Origin of the sequence: Blastococcus mobilis, assembly GCF_900188025.1 — a bacterium.
Classification (GTDB): Bacteria; Actinomycetota; Actinomycetes; order Mycobacteriales; family Geodermatophilaceae; genus Blastococcus_B; species Blastococcus_B mobilis.
Genome location: NZ_FZNO01000032.1, coordinates 12,129 through 34,200, shown reverse-complemented (window position 1 = coordinate 34,200; position 22,072 = coordinate 12,129). Strand labels below are relative to the sequence as shown.

The 22,072-nt window shown below is 73.6% G+C and carries 17 protein-coding genes; 7 read left to right on the top strand and 10 right to left on the bottom strand.

Features of this window, described 5'->3' with window-relative positions; all coding sequences use genetic code 11:
* Positions 1-46: 46 nt before the first annotated feature.
* The 3 genes from CHB94_RS21285 to CHB94_RS21275 all read left to right on the top strand — a co-directional run bounded on the left by CHB94_RS21285 (position 47) and on the right by CHB94_RS21275 (position 4,766).
* Entirely contained in the window at positions 47-1,588 is a 1,542-nt protein-coding gene (locus CHB94_RS21285) for a hypothetical protein (RefSeq protein ID WP_089338561.1), read from the top strand.
* A gap of 245 nt (positions 1,589-1,833) precedes the next feature.
* Positions 1,834-2,448, top strand: coding sequence for a hypothetical protein (locus CHB94_RS21280; protein WP_089338560.1), 615 nt, complete (start codon positions 1,834-1,836; stop codon positions 2,446-2,448).
* On the top strand, positions 2,445-4,766 hold the full coding sequence (locus CHB94_RS21275) for a hypothetical protein (protein WP_089338559.1): 2,322 nt from the start codon (positions 2,445-2,447) through the stop codon (positions 4,764-4,766). The genes CHB94_RS21280 and CHB94_RS21275 overlap by 4 nt, the downstream gene beginning before the upstream one ends.
* A gap of 75 nt (positions 4,767-4,841) precedes the next feature.
* Here CHB94_RS21275 and CHB94_RS21270 read toward each other — a convergent pair whose 3' ends face one another.
* The 4 genes from CHB94_RS21270 to CHB94_RS24685 all read right to left on the bottom strand — a co-directional run bounded on the left by CHB94_RS21270 (position 4,842) and on the right by CHB94_RS24685 (position 9,827).
* On the bottom strand, positions 4,842-6,206 hold the full coding sequence (locus CHB94_RS21270; RefSeq protein ID WP_089338558.1) for a site-specific integrase: 1,365 nt from the start codon (positions 6,204-6,206) through the stop codon (positions 4,842-4,844).
* Positions 6,196-7,812 (bottom strand): tyrosine-type recombinase/integrase, encoded by a 1,617-nt coding sequence (locus CHB94_RS21265; protein ID WP_089338557.1) that lies wholly within the window; start codon positions 7,810-7,812, stop codon positions 6,196-6,198. Before CHB94_RS21265 ends, CHB94_RS21270 begins: the two co-directional genes overlap by 11 nt.
* A complete protein-coding gene (locus tag CHB94_RS21260) occupies positions 7,809-8,060 on the bottom strand; it encodes a hypothetical protein (RefSeq protein ID WP_089338556.1) in 252 nt (83 codons plus the stop codon). Before CHB94_RS21260 ends, CHB94_RS21265 begins: the two co-directional genes overlap by 4 nt.
* 81 nt (positions 8,061-8,141) lie before the next feature.
* Complete coding sequence (locus CHB94_RS24685; protein WP_141137594.1) at positions 8,142-9,827, bottom strand: site-specific integrase; 1,686 nt, start codon at positions 9,825-9,827, stop codon at positions 8,142-8,144.
* 337 nt (positions 9,828-10,164) lie between these two features.
* Between CHB94_RS24685 and CHB94_RS21250 the strand changes: the two genes are divergently transcribed.
* The 3 genes from CHB94_RS21250 (at position 10,165) to CHB94_RS21240 (ending at position 12,365) form a co-directional block, all read left to right on the top strand.
* Entirely contained in the window at positions 10,165-10,539 is a 375-nt protein-coding gene (locus CHB94_RS21250) for a hypothetical protein (protein WP_141137593.1), read from the top strand.
* Between the two features lie 123 nt (positions 10,540-10,662).
* A complete protein-coding gene (locus tag CHB94_RS21245; RefSeq protein WP_089338554.1) occupies positions 10,663-11,037 on the top strand; it encodes a hypothetical protein in 375 nt (124 codons plus the stop codon).
* Entirely contained in the window at positions 11,034-12,365 is a 1,332-nt protein-coding gene (locus CHB94_RS21240; RefSeq protein WP_089338553.1) for a serine/threonine-protein kinase, read from the top strand. The genes CHB94_RS21245 and CHB94_RS21240 overlap by 4 nt, the downstream gene beginning before the upstream one ends.
* A 38-nt stretch (positions 12,366-12,403) precedes the next feature.
* Here CHB94_RS21240 and CHB94_RS21235 read toward each other — a convergent pair whose 3' ends face one another.
* Complete coding sequence (locus CHB94_RS21235; protein ID WP_089338552.1) at positions 12,404-13,174, bottom strand: ParB N-terminal domain-containing protein; 771 nt, start codon at positions 13,172-13,174, stop codon at positions 12,404-12,406.
* A 195-nt stretch (positions 13,175-13,369) separates the two neighbouring features.
* Between CHB94_RS21235 and CHB94_RS21230 the strand changes: the two genes are divergently transcribed.
* Positions 13,370-13,702, top strand: coding sequence for a hypothetical protein (locus CHB94_RS21230; protein WP_089338551.1), 333 nt, complete (start codon positions 13,370-13,372; stop codon positions 13,700-13,702).
* A 65-nt stretch (positions 13,703-13,767) separates the two neighbouring features.
* Here CHB94_RS21230 and CHB94_RS21225 read toward each other — a convergent pair whose 3' ends face one another.
* The 5 genes from CHB94_RS21225 to drmA all read right to left on the bottom strand — a co-directional run bounded on the left by CHB94_RS21225 (position 13,768) and on the right by drmA (position 22,031).
* Complete coding sequence (locus CHB94_RS21225; protein WP_089338550.1) at positions 13,768-14,172, bottom strand: hypothetical protein; 405 nt, start codon at positions 14,170-14,172, stop codon at positions 13,768-13,770.
* Between the two features lie 194 nt (positions 14,173-14,366).
* Positions 14,367-15,185, bottom strand: coding sequence for a hypothetical protein (locus CHB94_RS21220; protein WP_089338549.1), 819 nt, complete (start codon positions 15,183-15,185; stop codon positions 14,367-14,369).
* Between the two features lie 674 nt (positions 15,186-15,859).
* Complete coding sequence (gene drmC, locus CHB94_RS21215) at positions 15,860-16,579, bottom strand: DISARM system phospholipase D-like protein DrmC (protein ID WP_141137592.1); 720 nt, start codon at positions 16,577-16,579, stop codon at positions 15,860-15,862.
* Entirely contained in the window at positions 16,576-18,414 is a 1,839-nt protein-coding gene (gene drmB / locus CHB94_RS21210) for a DUF1998 domain-containing protein (RefSeq protein ID WP_089338547.1), read from the bottom strand. Before drmB ends, drmC begins: the two co-directional genes overlap by 4 nt.
* On the bottom strand, positions 18,411-22,031 hold the full coding sequence (gene drmA / locus CHB94_RS21205; protein WP_089338546.1) for a DISARM system helicase DrmA: 3,621 nt from the start codon (positions 22,029-22,031) through the stop codon (positions 18,411-18,413). The genes drmB and drmA overlap by 4 nt, the downstream gene beginning before the upstream one ends.
* Positions 22,032-22,072 lie beyond the last annotated feature (41 nt).

Sequence of the window (22,072 nt, the reverse complement as noted above, 5' to 3'; positions counted from 1 at the left end):
CGCTGGTGCTCACCGCGGGCGCCCACTCGTCGAGGAGGCGACCTTCGTGACCGCCGCACCGCCCGTACCCGCGCCGCCGTTCGCCGTCGGCGACGTCGACACCTCGGGCTTCGCCGGGCACCGGGTCGTGTTCGCTGCCTCCCGCACCGGAACGCTGCACGCCGCCGAGGGCCGCGGCTGCCACCACGCCGCGACGGCGCAGCGGAACGGCACGAAGGTCGAGGTGGTCGTTCCAGACGATGCCCTGACCACCGGCTGGGAGCCGGAGCGGCGCTGCTGTGGCGGCGCGGACGTGTTCGGCGCGCTCACCGCCGCCCGTGCCCTGACCACCGACTGGCGCACCCTCGACGAGCTGCGGACCGTCCTCACCGGCACCCCCACCGACCCCGCCCGACTCCTCGAGCTGCTCGACGCCGCCCGCAAGCTCGCCGCCGCCGTCACCCGCACCGACGAGGGCACCTGGCAGCCCGCCCACTCGTGGGAGACCGTGCCCGCGCAGCGGATCACCCTCGGCGGCTGGGCCGCCGACCTCGTCGCGGCCGCCCCGGCCGCCTTGACCGCTGCCGAGTGGCTGCCCGCGGCGCTGACCGAGCACGTCTCCGTGCACCTGCCGCTCGCCGAGATCGCCGCACTGCGCGCCTGGGATCGGCGCCCCAACACCCCGGCCGCGCAGGCGCTGACCACCGCCTGCTGGCAGCTCGGCAAGGAGGTCCGCGACGACGTCGCCGCCCTGGCCGCCGCGGCCGGCGTGCTGCTGGCCGAGCGCCTCGGACGCCTGGAGCCGACCCGTCCGGCCGGGGTCGATCCCGCGCCGGTCGCGGCGGTGGTCGACTTGTGGCGCGACGAGCTCGCCGAGCGCGCGGCCGCCCCCGAGCAGATCATCGTCTGGCGCGGCCGCTTCCTCGACCCGCCGCTCGCCGACTACCAGGAGCTGCTCGGCTACGCCTTCGACGTCGTGGATACCGCCGACAGCGAGCCCTACGGCTCCCAGTCGTTCGGGTTCCTGACCGCCCGGTTGCCACTGGGGATCGCGGTCGCGCTCGGCCCGGCGCCGCGCGTCGACGCCGATCCATGCGACGACCACCGCGTGATCGCCGCCCTCGCCGCCGACCTGCCGTCCACGCCGTTCGCCGAGATCGGCGACCCGGCCACCCGCGACGTGCTCGTCGACGCCGCGCACCCGCGTAGCCTGCACGCGCGCCTCGCGCGGGCACGCGCCGCTGTCGGGGCGACCCCGACCGACGTCCCGGCGGTGCCCGCGGCCGGCCAGCAGGTCACGGCCACCCTGACGGTCACCTTCACCGTCGCCGACCCTGCGGTGATCGCCGCGGCCAGCGAGGACGCGCTCATCGACGCGGCCATCGCCGCCGAGCGCGCCGCCAAGACCCGCGGGGAGCCCGGCCTCGAGCCCAGCTCCGCTGACGCGGGCGGGGGCCTGGTGGTCAACGACGCCGCGGAGGACCTCCGGGCCGGGCTACGGAGTCTGCTGACCCGGGCAATGCCGGCACCACAGCTGCCCGGCCTGAACGCCGGGCCGGTCACCGTCGAGGTGCACGGCCCCGCCTTCGCACCGCCGCCCACTGTCTAGGAGCCCCCGCAGCTGCTCCGGGGGGAGCGCCGGTGCCAGGCGGGGACAGGAACCGGGCGAAGCCCAGTCGCCGCAGCGGCGTCTTCGTAGAGCTTCCGTGCGGCCGACACGCGTCCGGCTACGGTCACTACAACGTGCTGTCGAGCGCGTACCGTCCGACGCCGATACGGAACTCGGGCGGCGCGCTGCGACCCTTCTGCGGCGGGTTGACTGCGCCCGGCCGCTGTGACGGGGAGGTCGTCGGGATGGGCTTGCAGGATCCGCTGTGGTTTGCGCGTCTGGCGGCCGTGCCCGGCATCAGCTACGCGACGCCGGCGGAGCTGGACGTCACCAAGCTCCGGCGGCGCAACGCCAGCCCGGAGATCTCCCGCTACCCGGACCTGCCGCCGACCCTGTGGTGGGGGGACACGACCGAGTCGCCGGCGAGCGCCCACGTGCTCGCCGATTCGCGCAAGGCCACGACGGCGCGGGTGCTGCGCAACCTGGCCGAGGTCCTCGAGCTGCCCGGGGAGCCGGCCGACTACCACTTCGCCATCCAGGGGGTCGTGTCCCAGATGCGGTCGCGCGGCGGCGAGGGGCCGCACGTCTTCGCCGAGCTGGAGCGCCTGTGCTGGCTGGATCTGCAGCTGATCCAGGCGTGTCCGGAGGTGGTCATCTACGACCACCCCGAGGACGGGCAGCAGTACGCCCACGTCACCGCGTTCAAGACGCTGCTGGATCTGTATCTGACCGAGGGCGCGCTCGGCGACGCCGCCCGGGTGCTGCCGATCGCCGAGCGGTTCAGGCAGGGCGACACCCCCGCGACGGAGAAGGCCCGGACCCGGATGGCGGCGCTCGCCGCGGAGGACAGCACCCGATGAGCGGCGACCTCGGCCGCCGCCTGGTCGCGACCACCACTCCCGAGGAGTGGCTGGCCGTCGAGGCCGACGCCGGTGCCCGGTTCGCCGCGGTGGAGTCCCTGGTCGCCGCCGTGATGAAGGCGTCGTTCGCCGGTAAGCCGCCGGTGCAGGTCAGCGACCTGGAGTCCGCGCCACCGATCGCGCTCAAGCACGTGCCGGCGGCCGCCCGGACCACCGCGCGCGAGGTGTTCGACCTCGAGGCGCAGCGGGCGAAGGGCGCCTGGTGGCTGCCGGAGTCGGTGGTGCTCAAGCCCGGCGCGGTGAACCTGCCCGCATACGTCGGGATCGAGCCGCGGTGGGCGATGAACGCTGCCGCAGCCGACGCCGGCCGGGTCGAGCTGCCCGGCTGCCCGGACGCGCTGGCCTGCTGGGCACTGCTCGCGCCGTTCGCCGACATCCTGCTCGCGCCGCTGATGCTGCGCGGCCCGGACTCCGGAGCGCTGGCCCCGGCCGCCCGCGACGCGGCGTGGGCGGCGGTCGAGACTTCCTACGCCGCCCTCGGCCTGACCGGCGACGCCGTCGCCGCGGCGGTGACCGCGATGCGGCCCGGGCACGGCTGGTCGCGGCTGACTACCGCGGAGCAGACCGCGGCACGCGTCGCGCTGGTCGAGGCGCTGCGCGGCACGGTCGGCCCGGACACGGTGCGCCGGTGGCGGGCGGTGGCGATGCGCCCGCTGCTGGACAAGTACTACGCGAAGGCGAAGAAGGCGGCGCCGTCGTCGCGGGCGGTGCTGACGAAGGCGCTGCAGCCGACGCTGGCGGCGTTCTTCGCCGGGGACTGGCTGGCGCTGTTGGACTACCTCGGCGAGCAGCCCGCGGCCGGTGAGGAGATCACCACCGCGCTGCCCGAGCCGCAGCTGTACGTGCAGTCGCCGGCGCCGGATCAGCCGGGCGCCGCCGGGGCGGAGATCCACGGTGGTGAGGAGGCCGGCTCGCCGGCGGCGCGCCGAGTCGAGGCGCTGCGCGCGTTCTGGGCGGCGCTGGATGCGACGCACGCCCAGCAGCGCCCCGGGATGCGGCCGCTGACCGGGCTGCTCGACGACGGCGTGCTCATGCCCGGCGACCGCGAACCGTTCCGTCCACCGGCGTACGAGCGGCTGCTGCCGGCGTCCCTGCTGGCTGACGTCGAGACGCTGTGGAGCGGCCAGCTGCAGCCGCGCTACCCCGACCGGATCGTCTCGGCGCGCTCGCCGCACGAGCAGATGGCGGACGCGTTCGGCACGGCGCTGCGGTTCTGGCACGAACTCGCCGTCACCGCCTGGCACATCTGCGAGGGCCCGCACGCGCGCACCGATCTGGCCGGCCTGGCCCGGCACTACGCGGAGGAGGTCGCCGCGCTCGCCGTGATGGGCACGCCGGTGCCCACGGCGCTGTTCACCGAGCTGCAGGCCGCCGAACGACGCCTCGGCCGGCCGCAGGAGATCGTCCGTGACCGGCACACGCGTGACATCGCGCCCGGGTTCACCCTCGAGGTCTCCATCGGCGGCGGCACCCGCCGCGATGGGTACGAGATCCTCCGCGACATCATCGTCACGCACCGCCGGGCCTGGGCCGAGCAGCACCTGGAGTCCGCGCTGCGCCGCGCCTGGGAGGAGCCGTTGCGCGAGGTCGCCCGGCAGCTGCAGGTGGCCATCGCTGGCCGCGGCAAGCCGCCCACCGTCAAGCAGTTCGCCAAGCTCGCCGAGCCGGTGGCGAACGCCTGGTTCGGCGGCGGCCTGGCCGCCGTCTACATCGCCGTGGGGCACACGCCGCCGATCGAGCCGACCCGGGTCCGGCTGCTGCCGTACGACCGGGCCGCCTTCTGCAACCGCGTCTTCGACGTCCTCGGCGGCCGGTACGTGCCCGACAGCCAGGCCGCCGGGAACAACGACGCCTACCAGCGCTCCTGCGCGGTGCGCCGCGCCGCCCACGTCGCAATCGGGTTCGTGCAGCAGGAGGAGCTGCTCGACCGGCCACCCGCCGCCCAGGAGCTCGGCCTCGGTGATCACCGGTGGCCCGAGGGCCTGACCTTCGAGCGCTACGCCGCCGCGGTCACCGAGGCCCGAACCGCGCTGCCGACGGTTCGCGGCATCGCCCCGACCAACGCGCCGCCGACACCCGCCGCGGCGCCTGCTGCCGTGCCGGCCGACCGCCCCGCCGCCGGCCACACAGCCGGCCAGGGTGGCCAGTCTCAGCCCGTACTCCCTTCGCCAGCGGCCGCGGCGGACCCGCCTCCTCCGGAGGCGGAGGACTCAGGTCGGCGCCGCGGGTTCCTGGGCCGCCTGTTCAGCCGCGGATAGCCCGAAGATCGCCTCACTCCGCAGACATCTGGTGGAAGCGCGGCTGGTGATCGCCCTGGGATGCAGAGCTGGGACCTACACGGGCAGGTGGTAGTGCCACCGGACCGGGTCGTACCGGCGGATGTAGCGCAGCAGCACGGTCAGGTTGCGGTGCAGCGTGATCTGGCTGATGTCGATCAGCGGCACCTCCCGCTCGCTGAGCGACGTGGCGGTGCCGGCCCGGATGCCGCGGGTGCCGATGCGCGCCTCGGGATCCAGCCCGGTCTCGGCCCACCACGTCCGCAGGAAGCGCGCTGCCTGGGCCGTCGACCACCGCGCGCCGCTGGCCAGGTCGGCCGGGAAGATCCGCGCCGAGTCGGCGAGGGACCGCCCGTGGCACCGGAGGTGCACCTCGAGCAGAGCCTCGAGGGCGCAGGCGCCGCAGATCGTGTCGCAGTCGAGTCCGTTGTCGTCGTCGTGGTCGAGCGGGAGCGTCTCTCCACGCCCGTGCGGGTCCGTCTTCGACTGGGCGATCAGCACCTGCCAGCCGCCGGGACGCTCGGTGAGGTGGCAGAGCAGGAGGTTGGCCATCTCGGCGTGACGGCGGCCGAGCGCGTGGCCCACGAGGAGGTACGCGACCGCGCGCGCGGTCTCATGGTAGCCGGGCTCGGCGTTGGCCAGCAGCCACTGCAGGTCAGCCGGGGCCAGGCGGGACAGGTTCTTCGACCAGGAGCCGGGGAGGCCCGCGCGCGCCCAGGCATCACCGATCTGGCTTTCGAGCCCAGTCTGGTCGGTCTTCGTGAGGTGCTCACCGCTGCTGGTGAACTCGCAGACGGCGGCGAGCGCGCCGGGGGTCAGATCGTCGAGGATGCCGCGGCGGGTCCCGATGCTGACTCGGGCAGCGTCATCGTGGAGTTGGATTCGCAGGCGTCCGCTGTCGAGGACGTCGGCGAGTCGGTCCGTCCCGGTCGCGTACAGGATGGCGATGACGAAGCGGACGCGGGCGACGTCGGGGGATGCGGCGCCCAACGTCCGTGCCATCGCCGCCACGTCCTCGGTGCGGATGGCGTCCATCTGCTTCTTCTCCACGTACCGGCCCTTGCTGCGGCGCACCGCCGACAGGTACTCGCGGATGCGCCCCTCCCGGGTTGCATCGAGTAGACCCGCCTCGAGGTGCATGAAGCTGATCGCGGCGACCACCCCCCACATCTGTCCCCATCCCCAGCGGTCACGGTGGAGGTGCAGGTAGCGGAGGATGTCGCGCGGGGACGCCGGCAACGCCTCCACGGGGCGCAGCGCGCACCACCGCTGGAAGGCGGCGAACGCGTACTCGTGCTGACGGCGGCGTCTCGCGGAGACGTGGCGGGCGGCGAACTCCTCGACCAGGCTCACCTCGGTGTCCGACAGCAGGTCACGGACATCGACGGGGAGGGGCACGCCCTCGGGCCGGTCAACGGGCATCGGACCCACCGCCCCCCGTGAGCAGGCGACGCAGCGGCGCGGCCGACGGGACCGTCGGGCCGTTGCGGTAGGTCGCCACCAGCTCTGGGGTCTCCAGACCCATCGTCGTGCGGATCTGCTCGTCGGTGGCCTTGAAGGCCGCTGCCGTCTGCGCGAAACCGCGCCGGGGCGAGTGCCCGCTCAGGGACTTGTCGAGGCCGGCGCGGATCCCCAGCCGCTTGATCCGGGTCAGGTGGTTGTCGTAGGTCATGGGGCGCTCGGGCCGCAGGCGTCCCTTGTTGGCGGGGCAGAAGACGTAGCCCTCGGCGCCGATGCCCGACGCGGCCACGGCCGTGTCGTAGATGTCGAGCCAGTCCTCGAGGGCGCGCACGGCGCACAGGCGCTCGTCACGGGCCCTGACCACGGAGAGCCGGTCACTGTCCCCGTCCTGGCGGGTCTTGCGGACGCCAGGAGCGACCGTGAATCCATCGCGGATCCTCTCGAGCTGTCCCCGCTGCATGGTCCGCACCTCGATGTTGCGGAGCGCGTCGTGCCACGCGAGAAGTAGCGCGGCCCGGTCGCGGACGTACTGGACGGTCGCAGGGTCGGCTACGAGGCCCAGCCGACGCTTGACCTGATCTCGTTCGGCGGGGTCGTCGGTCTTCACCTCGACCCGACCCCCCGGTCCGAGCGCGACGGGCCCTCCGCAGCGCTCGACGACCCGCTGAACCGCCATCCGGAGCGTCCGCGTGGCGACGCGACGCGCCGAGAGGTCGGTGAGGTCCACCGGGAGCGCGACCGTGCCGTCAGGGCTGAACACGAAGGCGAACAGGGGGCCTGCCGCGTCGGGCAGCCGCTCGTCCAGCTCCCGTAGCGCGCAGAGGGTACAGGCGTACCCGCAGTCGAGCGCCCGACGGCATCGCAGGGTGATGTCCACCGGCGGCGCGGGATGGGATCCGAACAGGACCGCTGGGAGCTGGAGGGTGAGCGTGTCACTGCCGGTTCGGATGGTGCTCCGGTCGAGCCGCATCATCTGGGCGGCCGAGGCCTGGGTGTCCCAGGCCAGCAGAACGGCCGCCCGACGGCGGATGTCGGTGAGGGTGGACTCGACCTCGATTTCCGCGATCTGGACCGCGTCGTCGGGCAGCAGGGGAGGAGCCTGGCGGGGAGTGTGCAGGTCCGCGAGCCGCTTCTTCGCGCCGGCCCGCACGGCGCGGACGGTCGGGTTCATCGTCGGGGTAGCGAAGCCGTTGTCGGTGTGCTCGTGCCGGATCGCCGCCAGGAGCCGGGAGAAGTAGCTGGGCGACGGCGGCCGACCCGAGGGGAGGGCCTTGCTGTCGACGAGCGCGGCGATGTACTCGCAGACCAGTTCCGGCGGGTAGGGCAGCTCGCTGGAGCGGCCGGTCTTGCGGCACCAGTTGGTGAAGACCCGGAGGCGGTAGGGGTGCTTGGTCAGGGTGGACTTCGCGCGGCGGTTCTCGGCGAGGAACCGGTCGATGTCGGCGTCCAGCTCGTCGGGGTCGGTCATCGGTACCGGGGGGCGATACCGGGGTGCCCTGGCCTCGGGCTCGGTGCCGAGCAGGTCACCGGCCTGGGCGTCGACCGCCCCGTCGTGGTCGTTGTTCATGCCCGTGCCCGCTGCGCGAGGCGCCGCAGGGCGGCGTAGTCGTCGCCGGTGAGGGCGGCTTCGGTGACCGCGCACCACTCGGCGAGGCTGTCGACGTCGCCGTCGATTCCGCGGGTGTGGCACCAGTCGCGGAAGACGGCCCAGTGCTCACCGCCGACGGTCTCGTCGAGCAGGCGGTCGTCTCCGGCCTGCCGCAGGCCGGTCAGGAGGGCACCGAGCGTGAGGTCGGTGCTGCGGGTGGTAGGCATGACCCGCAACGTCCGGAGCGGGCCGCGTGGCGCAATGAGCCTGCCCGGGGCGCTCGCGGCCCGGGCAGACTCAGCGGGGGATCAGCTGGGCCGCGGCTTGAACAGCTTGCGCGCGGGGTTGTTCGCCCGGGCGTTGACCTCCCGGCGGTAGCCGAGCAGCACCTCGAGGCACTTGTGCCCGGAGATCTGCTGCACCTCCTCGATGGTCAGCTTGCCGTCCCGAAGCCCCTCGGTGATGAACCCGGCGCGCAGGCCGTGCGCGCCCCACTGGTGGTAGACGCGCTGGCCGCGGATCCGAGTGGGCCGCACCGCCAGACCGGCGGCGTAGGCAAGATCCTGGACCAGCTCGTTGATCGCCTCCCCGGAGAGCGACGTGAGCTTGCCGCCGGCCGCGACCCGGACGTTGCCGTGCCGGTCGATCGGGCAGAACACCGGCTGATCGGGGCGGTGAACCCGGGGGTCGTGGCCCAGCAGGCGGGTGACCTCCTGGTGCCAGGCGGTCAGCGCCGTCGCCGGGCAGGGCATGTCGTCCCCGGCCAGGGGCAGCCAGTGCCGGTGCGGGTTCGCCCCCGTCTGGTCGGTCTTCGAGCGGCGGACGAGGAGGCCCCACTCACCGGCTTCGGGAGTGAGGTCGCGCCAGGTGAGCATCGTCAGGTTCGACCGGCGCAGGGCGCAGGACCAGCCGGTCAGCAGCAGCGCGCGGTCGCGCAGCTGCTTGGTCGTGCGCTGCTCCGGCTCCGGGAGGCAGGACAGCAGCTGACGGTCGGGGACCGGACCGGCACCGGGCCGCCACCCCGGCACCTCCGCGGCAAGCCGCAGCAGGGCCTTGTGCAGGCCCTGCCGGGTGTAGGGCCGTCCGCTGGGGTCGGCGATGACCTCCTGGTTGTGCCGCCGCCGGCTGTGCAGCTCGGCCAGCGCGGTCACGAGGCAGAGCCTCGGGTTGCGGTGCCGGCGGACGGTGATCACGGTCGCCTGACCGCGGGCGGTGGTGGCTGGCGCGTCCAGGGTGACCCGGTCGTCGCCGAACCGGATGTCGGGCCAGCGCAGCCTCGCCATCTGGCCGGCGGTCCAGCCCAGCCGGCCGCCCAGCAGGCGGATGGCGTTGGCGGTCAGCGCAGCCACCTGCGGAGCGTCGACGGCGTCGAGCAGGGCCCGGAGCCGGTCGAGGTCGATCGCCACGCGCTGGTGCTCGGGGCGGACGCCGTAGGTGCGGCGGATGCCGGCGAGGACGGCGGCGACCTGCGGGTCCTTCCCGGGGATGGGCAGGCCGCGCGCCTCGTGCGCCTTGTTGATCGCCTGCAGCCGCAGGGCCACGGTGCCCGGCACCTTGCCGCGCAGCGGCCTACCCTCCTCGTCACGGAGCACGTCGCCGCGCTCGTCGACCGCGACGGCGAGCACCGCGAGGTAGGCGGCGACGATCCCCGGCTGAGCGGGCAGCGGCGACGCGCCGTGCTCGACGCACCACGTGGCAAACTGCTTCCAGCCGCTCGTGTAGCCCCGCCGGGTGGCCTCGGCCAGCGACTCGCGGGCGAGCTCACGGGCCAGCGCCAGCTCGGGGCGCAGGTCGACCGGCAGCTCCTCGCCCAGCTCGGGCATGGGGGTGAACTCGACCGAGGCGAGCATGGCGGTGCGGGTGCCGGCGACCGCGAGCTCGGCCTCGACCAGGTCGTCGACGAGCGCCTGCGCGCCCCGGGTGAGCAGTGCTTCGGCGAGGTCGGGGGCCGGCCCGGTGGGGTCGGTCACGGCGGTGTCGGACGGGGAAGGCACTTCGGTCCTCCAGGTGGCGGGCCGGGTGCCGGTTGCACCGCGGCGGACCCGAGGCACCGTGCTGTGACCTGCGAGAACGGCAATCAACTGCCAACTCTGACTCGCGATTTTTCGTCTAATCGAGAGCCAGAGTTGCTATCCCGCAGCGGCCTGCGATCGCCGGGGAACCAGCTCCGTGCGCGGCGCCCGGGCGCCGGGGGAGGGGAGCGGGCACCGCGCCCTGCGGGGTGAATGCACGGCCGGGCCCCGGCGGCATCGTCCGGCGGCGGTCGCCGGCAGGCGTCGTCCCCGCCGGCGGGTCGCCGGCCGAGCCCCAACGGAGGCTCCTGTGTTGTTCGTGCCTGTTGGTCGCGGCGCCCATGTCATGGTCTGCGACCGGGTGTGCCTGAAGGCCGCCTCGGACCGGTTGCCCGATGTGGAGCCGCTCGACGTCGCCGCGACCGAGCTCTGCGTGACCTGTTTCGCGTGCGGACTGACCCGCTCCGCTCGGTCATGCGTGTGTGCGGACTTCGGGACCAGCTGCAGCGCGCCGTCCTGGCTGCTGAGCGCCCAGCCGTTCGTGGCGCTCGACGCCATCTACGCCTCGTACGGACCTGTGGTCCTCACCGACGAGGACTGGAAGTTCCTTCAGGCCCGCGCCGAGGAGGTCGACGCCGGGGGACTGGTCGGCCTGCTGTGGGTGCGCGAACAGCATCCCGACGGCGATCGGTGATCCAGGGGTTGTGTGCGGAAGCCGCGCCGCCACGGTGGCCGGCGGTGGTCGAACGCCACCCCCGTGTTGTCGGGGGACGTTCGTCCCCCGACAACACGGCGCCCACATCATCTGGAGGCACTCGTGTCCCAATCCATCCGCTTCCTGCCGGCGGTTGCGCCGGCTGAGCACGCGGCCGACGCCGCGCACCGCGATCGCGACCTGCGCCGGCTGCTGGCCGTCTGGCGGTCGCTGGCGGTCCGGTTCATCACCGCCCAGGCCCACGGCGGTGCCGACGAGGTGGAGCTCTGCGACGCCCTCACCGGCGTCGAGGAGGCTCTTCGGCACCGTCACCGCAAGGTCTGGCGGCAGGTTCAGCCGGTGCTGCAGCTCCTCCTGTTGGAGGCCGAGCACGCCGGCGACCAGTCCACGGCGCCGAGCGACTGCCTGAACTGCCGGCGCGCGGTCGACGGCCTGCCGTCGATCACGCAGCTGCTGATGGGGGAGGCGCCGCGATGACCGTCGCCATCCCCGCCCAGCGAGGCAGCAACGAGCCGGTCACCGTCCTCGACGATCAGCTGGTGATCCGCCACCTGCGGCTCGATCATCCGGAGACGGTCGCGCTCGCCGCTCGCGAACTGGCGGAGCACGGCCCGGAGGCGTTGACCGACACCGTGTCGGCGGCCCTGGTCGTCGGCATGGTCGCCGCCGGGCTGCAGCGCAGCGGCGGCAACCACGCGGCCGTGATGCAGAGGGCGCTGGCCGGCTTCGACCGTGCGCTGGAGCAGCGCGCCACCGACACCCTCACGCAGCTCGATGGGCTGCTGAACCAGGTGACGGCCAGCGAGCAGGCCACCCGTCAGGCGGCCGAGGCCGCCCTAGCCGACCTGCCCCGCCGCATCGAGCAGGGACTCGCTGCGGCGCTCACCGGCGGTGCCGGCGACGTCCGCGAGGCCGTCCGGCAGGCCGCCGTGACCGCCCAGCGGGAGGCCCTCGGCCAGCTCGAGTCCGTGGTGCGAACGCACAGCGACAGTGTGCGGTCCGTCGTCTCCACCGAGAACCCGGCCTCGCCGCTCAGCGCCCTTCGACGCGACCTCACCGCCGCCGTCGACGGCGCACGGCGCGAACTCGGCGAGGGTCTGGCCGCGCTGCAGGCGCTGGTCCAGGCCCAGCAAGCCGGGCAGGCCGCGGCGCGGAAGAACTCCGCTGCCGTGGGCAAGGACTGGGAGGACCGCGTCGCCGTTGGCGTCGCCAGCTGGGCGCAGGCCACGGGTGACCTCATCGAGCACGTGGGCAGCCAGCCGGCACCGGGTACCACCCGCCGGGTCGGAGACGTGCTGGTGCGCATCATCACCAGCACCTCCACCCGGCCGGTACTCATCGTGGAGGCCAAGCGCCGCCAGCGTCGGCCGTCGATGCGGGCGTTCCGCGACGAGCTGAACGACGCCCTCCGGGTCCGCGGTGCGCACAGCGCACTCGCGGTGGTGGAGACGGCAGACGATGTACCGGGCCCGGGAAGCTGGGCACGCGTGGATCGAACCTGCTGGGTGGTGGCCGCCGACCGGCCCGAGCTGCTGACGCTGGTCCTCGGGATCGTCCGCGAGCTCACCATCCTCGCGGCGGCGCAGACCGGCGCCGACAGCTCGGTCGACATCGGCCGCGCCCGGACGGCGGTGGACCACCTGCTCGACCTGCTGTCCCGTTTCGACGACGTCAGCAAGCACGTCTCCACCGCGGAGAAGACGCTGACCAACATCCGCGCTACAGCGGATGGGCTCCGCCAGGCCCTGACCGTGCAGATCCAGGACGCGCACCATGCGCTGAGGGCAGGCACGCAGGGCGGCTGAACTGACGCTGGGGGAGGAACGCACGTTCCTCCCCCAGCTCACGTTCGCAGCAGACGCCCAAGCAGGACAGCCGCCCGGCGGACAGCCCTGCCCGCCGACCGGAGCATCCCTGCTGCCACCGCCCAGGCGGCCCGCCGGCGCCCGACCGCTCGGACCGCCGGTGCCGTAGGCAGCGACTGCACCCGCACGCGGCGGACCGCCGACGCCGACAAGCCTGCCCGGCGACCCAGCTCCCGGTCCGACAGTCCGGGATCGCGGCGCAGGAGTTCGCGCACCGCCTGACGCCGGGCTTCCAGATCCTCGGCCGAGAGGTATCGCCGGCCGTCACGACCGATCCGTTCCCCGCTGCTCGCGTGCGGCATCTCCTCACCTGAGCGGCCCGGGCTCTTGCGCCACCGGGCCACCGATCGGGCATCCACCCCACAGGCCGAGCTGATGCGGCGATCGGACCACTCCGGGGCCAGCGCCAGCAGGCGCAGTGCCGCCTCGCGCCGCTGCTTCGCGGTGAGTGGCAGGCCGTGGCTGGCATTCGCGCGAATCGCCCGTTCCCACGCCTCGGCCTCGTCCCCGTCCACCCACTGCACGCGCACCGTGGACCGGCCGAGGGCGCGGGCGGCGTCTACCCGCATGAATCCGTCCACGAGCACCCAGCAGCCGTCGTCGTCCCGCCGGACCAGGACCGGCGGGGTGTCGTCGAGTGCGGTCGCGAGGCGCTCCACGTGCGCGGGATCCGCCGGCCGCAGTCGCGCCGCCGTGCGCAGCATGTCGAGCGGGACCATCTCTCCGCCGGGGGAGTGCCGGGCCGTCATGGCCGTGACGGTGCGGCCGCCGCGCCGCTGCGCATTCGCCGGTACATGGACTGTGCAGCGGACGGGCGGAGACGCAGGTCACCGTGGACACGCTGACCTGGGCGCGACTCAGGGGAGCTCACCTGAGTGCGCCGGGGCGCGAGTCCGTGACCTTCCGATGCAGCCGGGGACAGCCCGGGTGATGAGGGAGGCGTCATGCCCGCACATGACCTGATGATGATCAAGACCCGCACACAGCTGCGCGCGGCCGCCACCAACCGGCAGCGCGTCCGGATCCGCGGGGTGGTCGCCGCCCGGGGCGGCGGCCACTACGGCGGGGGGTACCGGAACGTCTGGCTGCGGGTCGAGACCGCAGCGGGCAACGTCCAGGTGACGGCGTCGCCGGGGACGCCGCTCGGGACGATGCCCGAGGGCAGCCGCATCGAGCTCGCCGTGAGCCTGACCGGGATGGTGAACCTGGTGGAAGACGTCTACATCGGGGAGCGGGCGCAGGTGCTCGCGTCGACCTCCGCCGCCGCAACCAGGTGAACGCCTGACACAGCGAGCGCGATGAGGCCCCGGACCACGATGGTCCGGGGCCTCAACGGTCTGGGCTACTCGCCGACGCGGCGCCGTGGCGGTGGTGTCGCCCGGTCAGACGAGCGTCCGAGCTGCAGCTGGCACGCCCGACAGCTCAGGGGATCGTCCTCGTGCGGCTGGGCCCACCAGGTGGACTGCTCCAGCAGGAGTTCGGACCGCCGGCGCGCCCAGCGGAACGGGAAGTCGCGCTCCAGCTCCTTCTCGACGAGTACCGCGTCTCGGGCGAAGCTGTCCGCGTCGTCGATCAGATGGTGCTTGGTGCGCTCCACCACCAGGCGCGACAGCAGGCGGTAGGTCCCGACCAGCGTCCGCCAGTCCTGCTCGCGCAGCTGGCGCACGAGCGGCGGTCGCGGCCGTCCGCGCTGCCGGGGTACCGCACGAGCGGCGCTCGACGCGGTGCGGATGATCGGTTCGGGCATGCGGGCCCTCCGATGAGAGGCGCGTGCCGGGAGCCCTGCTGCCCCGGCGAACGATCCGCGCGGGACACGTCAGGTGTCCGGCAGGGACCGTCAGGGCGCGACGCGCGGGCGCAAGCGGGTTGGGGGGGTGCGTGGACGCTGTCGAGCCCCGCACCCGGTCGACCGGGTGCGGGGCTCGGGGGTGGACCGCGTCGTCAGTTGCCGGTCAGCCGGGCGTAGGTCGACGCCGGCGGGTAGCCGAGGACCGCGCCGAGCACGACGAAGCCCTCGTCGCTGTCCTCGTCCCACCACGGCGGCGTCACGATCGAGCCGCGCTTGACCGGCGGCTGGCGCAGGTCGAGGGCGAAGGCCTGCTGCAGGCCGCGGTCGATGACGTCCAGCAGCCGATTGGCCCGCGCCCGGTCCGGGTCGCCGGCGGCGACCGCGTGCCACGTGGCCCTCAGCGCGCGGTGGCTCACGCGGTCCCCGAGGCAGGCGGGGGCGATCCACACCTTCGTGTTCCAGTCCCGGTAGACCAGCGCCTCCAGCCCTGCGGCCTGGGCAGCGGCCACCCAGCTCCCCGCATCGGCGTCGGAACCGACGAGCTCCGCCGCCGGCTTTGCGCCGGACAGCACGCGATCGAGGAGCGCGTCGTCCTGGCGCAGACCGCTGTGCACCCCAGTGACCGGGTGCTGCCACCCGCCGCAGAAGTCCAGGTTGCCGAAGCTGTGGGTCGAGGGGCCAGCGGCGGTGCTCAGGTAGGGGAAGACGTACGTCGTGTAGGTCAGGTCGAACAGGGCCGCCAGGAACGCGTACTCGTCGTCCTCGTCGTGGTGGCGCAGGTCGGCGGGGATGTCCCACGGGGCGTCGTCCCAGGTGGGGTAGCCCTTCACCACGAGCCGGAACTCGCCGCTGTTGGCGGTGAACCAGCCGCTCGGCTGGCTGCCGTCGGTGTCGGTGAGCCGGTCCCAGCCCGCGGGCGGGGTCGCGGTGTTGGCCGGCCAGGTGACGGTGGTGGCGATGGTGCTGGACATGGGAGCCTCCAGGGATGTCGGGGAGTGGCGGGGAGACGGTGCCGATGTCCCGACCGGGGGCAATCACCTGGTGAAGCCGGTGGTCGGGCTCGGTGTCGGCGTCCGTCTGGCCCCGTGTCCGGGGCTCACCCAGCTTCTGCGAGGACCAGGTCTGCTCGCGTCGCCCGCAAACCCGGTTTCTCCATCCCCCAATCGCCCTACACGCCAGCGGTGGTCCGAGCGGTGACCCCGTCGACCTGCGGCTCCAGATCCCTCCAGGACGGCCGCGGCGGAAGGGGCACAAGGGCGCCATGAGGTGGCCAGCTCTGCACCTCACCGACGATGGCGGTAGGGGCTCGGGGCGGCACGGTGATTGACGACCGCGTCGGGCCGCGCACCGTGCCGGGAGCGCGAACCGGAGAACCGTGTGTCGGCAGGACGTGTAGGGCCTACGCCCTACGTGCAGCTACTTCGACTGCGACGGACTGGACGACGACGAGGCCGATGACGAGCCCTTGCTGCACGACCGCGCGGCGACGTCGCCTGCCCGACGGCCACGTACTGCAGGTCGGCGTAGTCGCCGTGCAGCTTGACGATGGTCGCGGGTGCGTGCGGCAGCGGCGCAATGCCGGCGACGGCCTCGGGCCTGCGATGACCTGCGGCGGCACGCCGGAGTCCGCGGGCCGTGTGGAGACCTACGTCTCGACTACCCCTCGGACCCCGAGCAGGTGGTCCGCGATGCGGCCGGGGACGTCGCCGCCGCGGACCAGGAGCCCGCACTCAAGGTTGCGCTCCAGAGCGTGGCCGGTCAGGTTGGCGCTGCCGACGAGGGCGGTGCGCCGGTCAACGATGAGCACCTTCCCGTGCATGGAGGCCCGGGCCGGGCGAGCCTCCGCCGGCCAGGCGAGCCGGCGGGCGCGGAGATGGGGGAACGGGTCGCCGTGGCCGGTGAAGTTCGGGTTGTCGAGGTTCCGCTCCAGCAGCAGCGTGATCGCCACGCCGCGGTTCGCCGCGGCGTCCAACGCCCGGCGCACGTTCTCGCCGGGCAGGGTCGCGTAGCTGACCAAGAGGATCTCAGCCTGTGCCTCGTCGATGAGGTCGGCGACGACGGCGAGAGTGAGTCGGCCGGACTCGCTGTCGGACTCGGGCCCGGTCCACACCGCTGTGATCCGCGGCCGCTCGTCGAGTGCATCCAGTCGGCCGGCCAGCACGCCGGCCGCGTAGGGGCCTTCGCCCTGCTCGGCCAACTCCAGCGCGGTGCGTACGGCGGCGGCCGAGGAGGGCAACGCCGCCTCGGAACGCAGGAGGAGGAGCGCAGGCGGCCCGATGCGGAGTGCCAGCGCCAACTGCCGGGCGAACTCGCGGGGCAGCTCGTCGGCCCAGCGCCCTGCGATCACGGTGGGGTCGAGGGTCACAGCTTGATGGCGAGGCCGTCGGCGATGTCGACCAGCACTCCGCGGTGCAGCCACCGATTGCCGGCCTCGCAGCTGGTTTCGGAGGCGAACAGGCAGGCGTGGCAGGCGGCCGCGTGCAGTTGGTCGCTCGGCGACTCCGGGACACGCTCTCGGCACAGCGGGTCCGACGAGCAGGTCTGCGCGTCTTCGAGCGCCTGGTCCAGCAGCCGGCCGAGGAACCGCGCGTCGGCCAGTGCAACCAGGCCGCCGAGCGTGCCCTCGCTGTCGCTGGCGGCGGTGGACAGCAGCACCCCGGCGGTGGGGCGGTCACGGGTGCCGACGTAGAGGCGTTCGCGGATGCTGGCCGAGGAGTAGCCGCACTCGAGCGCGACCTGGCGCAGCAGCAGGTGGCTGAGCGTGTGGATCAGCAAGTAGCGCGGGATGGTGAACCCGGGGTCGGGGGAGAGGTCACGGTTGCTGCGCCACCGGGCGTAGGACGACCGCAGTGCCTCGACATGTGGATGGTCCTCGACCTGGGCGCTCCACGCGACCACCTCGGACTCGCGTAGTTCGAGGAAGATGCCCTCACCTCGTCGCTCCACGGCGGGCACCCAGCCCACCCGGCCGGCCGACAGTGGGGCGCGGAACGTCGGCTGCAGGTCACCCTGTGCCGGTGCGTCGATCCGGGTGAAGCCCACCATCGCCTGCACCTCGCGCAGCCGCTCCACCTGGACGACCTGACGCAGCAAGCCGGTGTACCGCTCGGGCGTCGGAGTGGGAACGGCCAAGAAGTCGTCGTCGTGCTGGGTGGTCGTCGGGTGGCTGAACAGCTCCCACTCGGCGTCGAGCAGGCCGGGGAGGGGCTGGTCGTCGGTGGCCTGCGCGCGCCGGTCCCGCTCGGCCTGGATGGCCGCGGTGAGTTCGTCGGTGGACAGCTCGCGCAAGGCGTGCAGGGCGGGCATGCCGGCCACCACAGCGGCGAGCACCTCCTCGGACGGCTGCACCGAGAGCACGTCCCAGTGCTCGGCGATGGTGCCGGCGACCGGATCGTCCTGCGGAAGATGCAGCGCGCTCACGGACACCCCGAACCACAGGTTCGAGGCTCCCAGGACCATCAGCTTGAGCACCTGGTCGCAGGGGCCGTAGGTCTGGAGGTGCGGGTGGCGTCCGCGGCATCGGGGCAGGTTGGCGGCGCCCGCCCGGCCGGCGGCGGAGGAGATGTTGCGAGTGGCGCCGCAGCCGGCGGTGCAGCTAACCGTCACGCGCGGACCGAGCACGCTGCCGGCGTCGCGCATCTCCAGTTGCGGTCCCGGACACGGTCGCTGGGCGGCCTGGTGGACGAAGTCGACGTAGGGGAACTCGTCGAGGTGGCCGCGGTTGCACGCCACCACGAACCGGGCCGGGATGCACGCCCGCCGCTTCGCCGGTGCCACGCTCTGCCGGGGGCAGTGCCGGTGCACCCACTTGGCCAGGTCCGGTCGGCGCCCGTAGCGGTGGTGCAGCTCGAGCTGGTCGACGCCGTCGATCGGTAGCAGCTGGTAGCAAGCCGGGCAGCGCAGCCAGCGAGGGAACGTGGTCACCGGCACGCCGACGTGGGTGTACGGGTCGTCAGCGGTCTGCGGGTCGTTGGGCGCGGCCCGCAGTGAAGTGACGCCGCTCCCGGGGAGCGCCTGCTGGACCTGCGCCAGCAGCCGCGGCTCGCTGATCGGCAGACCTCCGGCGCCCCAGGCGTCGAGGCCGCGGACGATCACGCTCATCCCGGGCAGGTCCACCACGGCGCCGACCCCGGCGGTGGTCATCAGCTGGCTCGGGCGCGCGTTGCCGATGCGAGTCGGGTCTCGCCGGGCCGCGGTCACGGGGTGCCTCCCTGGTTGGTGGCGGGGGCGGGGCTGAAGTCCCACGCCGGGGCGGACTGCCAGCTGGCGTCGTCCCGGCGCAGCTGCAGGAGCACCTCCGGCTCGACGTCACGCAGGCTCATCGGCGCGCTCCACGAGTCCCACGGCACCTCGTCGGGTTCCCGGAGGAGGCCGGCGGCGGCGCGTGCATCCGCGCGGTAGCCGAGCTGACCGGCCGGGAGCGTAGTGCGTCGGTGCAGCCATCGGTCGAGCTGGCGCCGGGCGCGCTCGGCGACGTCCTGGCCGACCGGTGCGGAGTCGGCGACCAGCTCGGCACGGTCGCGCAGCAAGTCCAGCAGCGGGGCGACGGCGGCGGCGCCGAGCGGCGCGACCTGCGCGCCGAGGTTGGGCAGTGCGCTGTCGGTCGCGTGCCGGATCGCGCCGACGAGCACGCCGGCCAGGCCCCGGTCCAACGCGCGCTTGCTGAACGGGGTGGTCGTCAGCCCCTCCACCCGACGGCCGAAGGTGGCGTGGTCGTACCCGAAGTGCTCGTAGTGGGCGAGGTCGCGAGGCCGATTCCACTGGTAGATCGTCAGCACCAACCCCGGCCCGGCGGTCGACCGGCCGACCCGAGAGCTGGCCTGGATGTACTCGGCCATGTTCTTCGGCTGGCCGGTGACGACCATCAGTCCCAGGCGCTGAACATCGACACCGACCTGCAGCATCGACGTCGCCAGCAGCACGTCGATCGGACGCAGGTAGCCCGGTCGCACGGTGCGCTCCCACGCGGCCTTGTCCGTGCTCCGGAGCTGGCGCAGCGCCTGCAGGCCGGGGTTGCTGTCCTGCATGGGGTCGAACCGGCGTTCCAGGTCGGCCAGCGACTGGGTGATCTTGCGACTGTCCATCCGGCTGGTCAGCTCGGCCACCACCGGGCGGCGGCGCCGGACCAACGCGCCCTGACGGCTGAGGCGGTCGGTCACGTCGTCCTCGGTTAGGCGCCGCATGCCGGCGAGCTCCCGGGTGCTGGTGAAGTAGTCGACGACGGTCAGGTACGGGTCCACGGCGGTGCCGTGCCGGTCGAACAGGTACTGCCCGAACTCCAGCAGCGCGGTCATCACCCGGATCTCCACCGCGGTCAGCCGCTCGCCCGGCGCCATGATCCCGCGGTAGCGCCGCGCGGGCGTCTGCGGACTGGGGGCGACGCGGCGGGAGAAGAAGGTGTTGCCGGCGTCGAACAGCGGCGGGGGGAACACCGTGAGCCCGCGGGCAAAGACCTGCTGCACCTGGGCGCGGGCCCGGCGCACGGTGGCGGTCGAGGCGACGAACACCGGGCGGACCGGGACGCCGTTCTGCTCTCGGGTGCACAAGGCGTCGATCAGCGTCTCGTACAGGCCGACCATCGAGCCGAGGGCGTCGCTGATGAGGTGCAGCTCGTCCTGAATAATCAGGTCCGGCGGGCGCAGCCGCTGCGCCGGGGCGGGGCGCGTGCCGGGCAGTGAACCGGAGCGCGGGTGGCCGCCGTCCTTGCACCAGTCCGCGGTGTCGGCGCTGCGGAAGCCGTGCCGCTCGCATTCGGTGGTGACGTGCCCGAACAGGTGGGCGGTCGCGGCTCGCCACGGCAGCGCGGCGAACTTGTCGACCGTGCCGATGATCAAGTCGGGGCTGAGCCGGTAGATCTCCTCGTCGACGACCAGCGCCGGAAGTCCCTCGTCGGAGCGGGAGCGGCTGAACGGGCAGCGGCCGTCCGGGTCGCCGCAGAACAGCAGCACCCGGCGGCGGGCTCGGTCCGGGTGGCCGTCACGGCCGAGGTCGATGCCGCTGCCGCACCACGGGCAGGTGGCGAACTGCTGCAGGCCGCCAACCTGGCCCTCGCCGGCGCGGCCGGTGGCGTCCTCCAGCTGGCGGAGCGCGTCCTCGAAGGTGTTGGGGGTGACCCCGACACCGACCCACAGCCCGATCCGCACCGGCGTCGCGCCCCAGCGCAGGTCCCCGCCGGCGACTCGCTCGCGGCGGAGCAGTTCGCAGGCGGCGACCAGCGCTGTCGCGCGCTGGAACTGCTGAGCGGTGAGCAGGCGCAGCGTGTAGCGCATGAGGATGCCGACACCCCGGGTGCCGTCTCGCGCCTGGGCGCCGTCGCCGACGATGCCCTGCAGCCGGCGGATCGCGATCGTGTAGGCCGTCAGGCCGAGGTATGCCTCGGTCTTGCCACCGCCGGTGGGGAAGAACAGCAGCTGCGCTTGCCCGTCCAGCAGGGGTCCGCGGCCGGCATCGGCGTGGGCCGGGTCGGTGAGCCCGGGCAGGCACAGCAGCACGAAGGCCAGCTGGAACGGTCGCCAGCTGCGGTTGGCCGGGACGTCCACGGCGTCCAGCAGGCTCTTCAGGTTTGTGTCGGGCTCGGCGACGCGCAGACGGACGAGCTCGCTGCGCACGCGCTGGCGGGCCATCGCCTGGTTGGCGAACCGGAACGCCTCCCGGGCCTGGGCGTTGTCGCGGAGCATCTCCACGGCCCGCTCCAGCCGGTCGGCGACCTGCCGGGCGCGCTCGAGGGCGGGGCGGGCGACGTCGGCGAAGCGGGCGATCTCCGGCTCTGCGTCGATCCGTGGGGCCTGGCCGTCGAGCCAGCGGCGGTACCCCTCGACCAGCGGCCGCAGCGCACGGACGAGGTCGTCGGGGTGCAGGTCCGGGCTGCCGAGCCGGGCCATGTCCAGGACCACACCGGGCATGTCGGCGGGGTCACCGGCCACGACCATCGGGACGTCGGCGGCCGGGAAGCTGGTCGTGCGCAGCCGCCACGCCCGCGCTTCGCCGTCGCGGGCGTCGGCATCGACTGCGCACTGCCGGCCGGTCGCGTACAGCCGCTGCGCGCGGTGCTGCAGGGCCAGCAGCCGCAGCTCGTCGTCGCTCTCGTGGCGCAGCAGCGGGAGGTCGGGGTCGTTGTGGCCGAGGAAGATCGCCGATGCGCCGTCCAGGGCTGTCACGGTGAGGGTGACTTGGAACAGGCGTTCCCGGTCGGGGGTGTCCGCGCGGACGGGCTGTTGGTTGACCAGGAACACCTCGATCACCCGGCGGGCGTCGCGGTGCCGGACCCGCCAGCGGACGAACACCTGGTCCCGCACGGGGTCGGGGATGCCCTTCCCGTCGCCCTCCGCGTCGACGGGGACGGTGACCTCGCCGCCGGCTGGCACACGATGCCAGACGGTGCGCGGCCGGCCGGTGTCTGTGAACTGGGTGGCGGACGGGCCGCGCTCGTAGCGACCCCAGTCGGCCCGCACGGCGACCGCGTCGACGTCCTCGGGCACAGCGAAGGCGAGGCCGAGGGAGGAGGCGGCCATCGCCCGGCTGCGGACCGCGGCGGGGGAAGGCTGGCCCTGCGGGTCGTCCGGGTCGAGGTCCAGGCCGGCCTCGTCGAGCAGTTCGGGGCGGTCCTCGACGTCGTCATCCTCGGCCGCATCCGGGTCGGTGACCGGTTCGTCGGTGTCGGCGCGCCGAGGGACGAGTTTGCCGAGCAGGTAGTGCTCGCCGGGGGTGGTGCCGGCCGGGAGCTCCTCGGTGGGGCCGTCCCACGGTCCGTGGAGGTCGCGCTCGATCATGTCTTCGAGCTGCGCGCGGGCGTCATAGCCCGTGATGCCCTCTGTCACTTCCGCTCCGATGTCCTGCAGGCCGTGGCGATCGCCGCGAT

What these genes read in the sequence shown, in the direction of transcription:
- CHB94_RS21260 (WP_089338556.1), bottom strand. Translation starts at nt 8,060, where the DNA reads ATGCCTACCACCCGCAGCACCGACCTCACGCTCGGTGCCCTCCTGACC.
- CHB94_RS21275 (WP_089338559.1), top strand. Translation starts at nt 2,445, where the DNA reads ATGAGCGGCGACCTCGGCCGCCGCCTGGTCGCGACCACCACTCCCGAG.
- CHB94_RS21220 (WP_089338549.1), bottom strand. Translation starts at nt 15,185, where the DNA reads ATGTCCAGCACCATCGCCACCACCGTCACCTGGCCGGCCAACACCGCG.
- CHB94_RS21270 (WP_089338558.1), bottom strand. Translation starts at nt 6,206, where the DNA reads ATGCCCGTTGACCGGCCCGAGGGCGTGCCCCTCCCCGTCGATGTCCGT.
- CHB94_RS21240 (WP_089338553.1), top strand. Translation starts at nt 11,034, where the DNA reads ATGACCGTCGCCATCCCCGCCCAGCGAGGCAGCAACGAGCCGGTCACC.
- CHB94_RS21225 (WP_089338550.1), bottom strand. Translation starts at nt 14,172, where the DNA reads ATGCCCGAACCGATCATCCGCACCGCGTCGAGCGCCGCTCGTGCGGTA.
- CHB94_RS21265 (WP_089338557.1), bottom strand. Translation starts at nt 7,812, where the DNA reads ATGAACAACGACCACGACGGGGCGGTCGACGCCCAGGCCGGTGACCTG.
- CHB94_RS21235 (WP_089338552.1), bottom strand. Translation starts at nt 13,174, where the DNA reads ATGACGGCCCGGCACTCCCCCGGCGGAGAGATGGTCCCGCTCGACATG.
- CHB94_RS21280 (WP_089338560.1), top strand. Translation starts at nt 1,834, where the DNA reads ATGGGCTTGCAGGATCCGCTGTGGTTTGCGCGTCTGGCGGCCGTGCCC.
- CHB94_RS21230 (WP_089338551.1), top strand. Translation starts at nt 13,370, where the DNA reads ATGCCCGCACATGACCTGATGATGATCAAGACCCGCACACAGCTGCGC.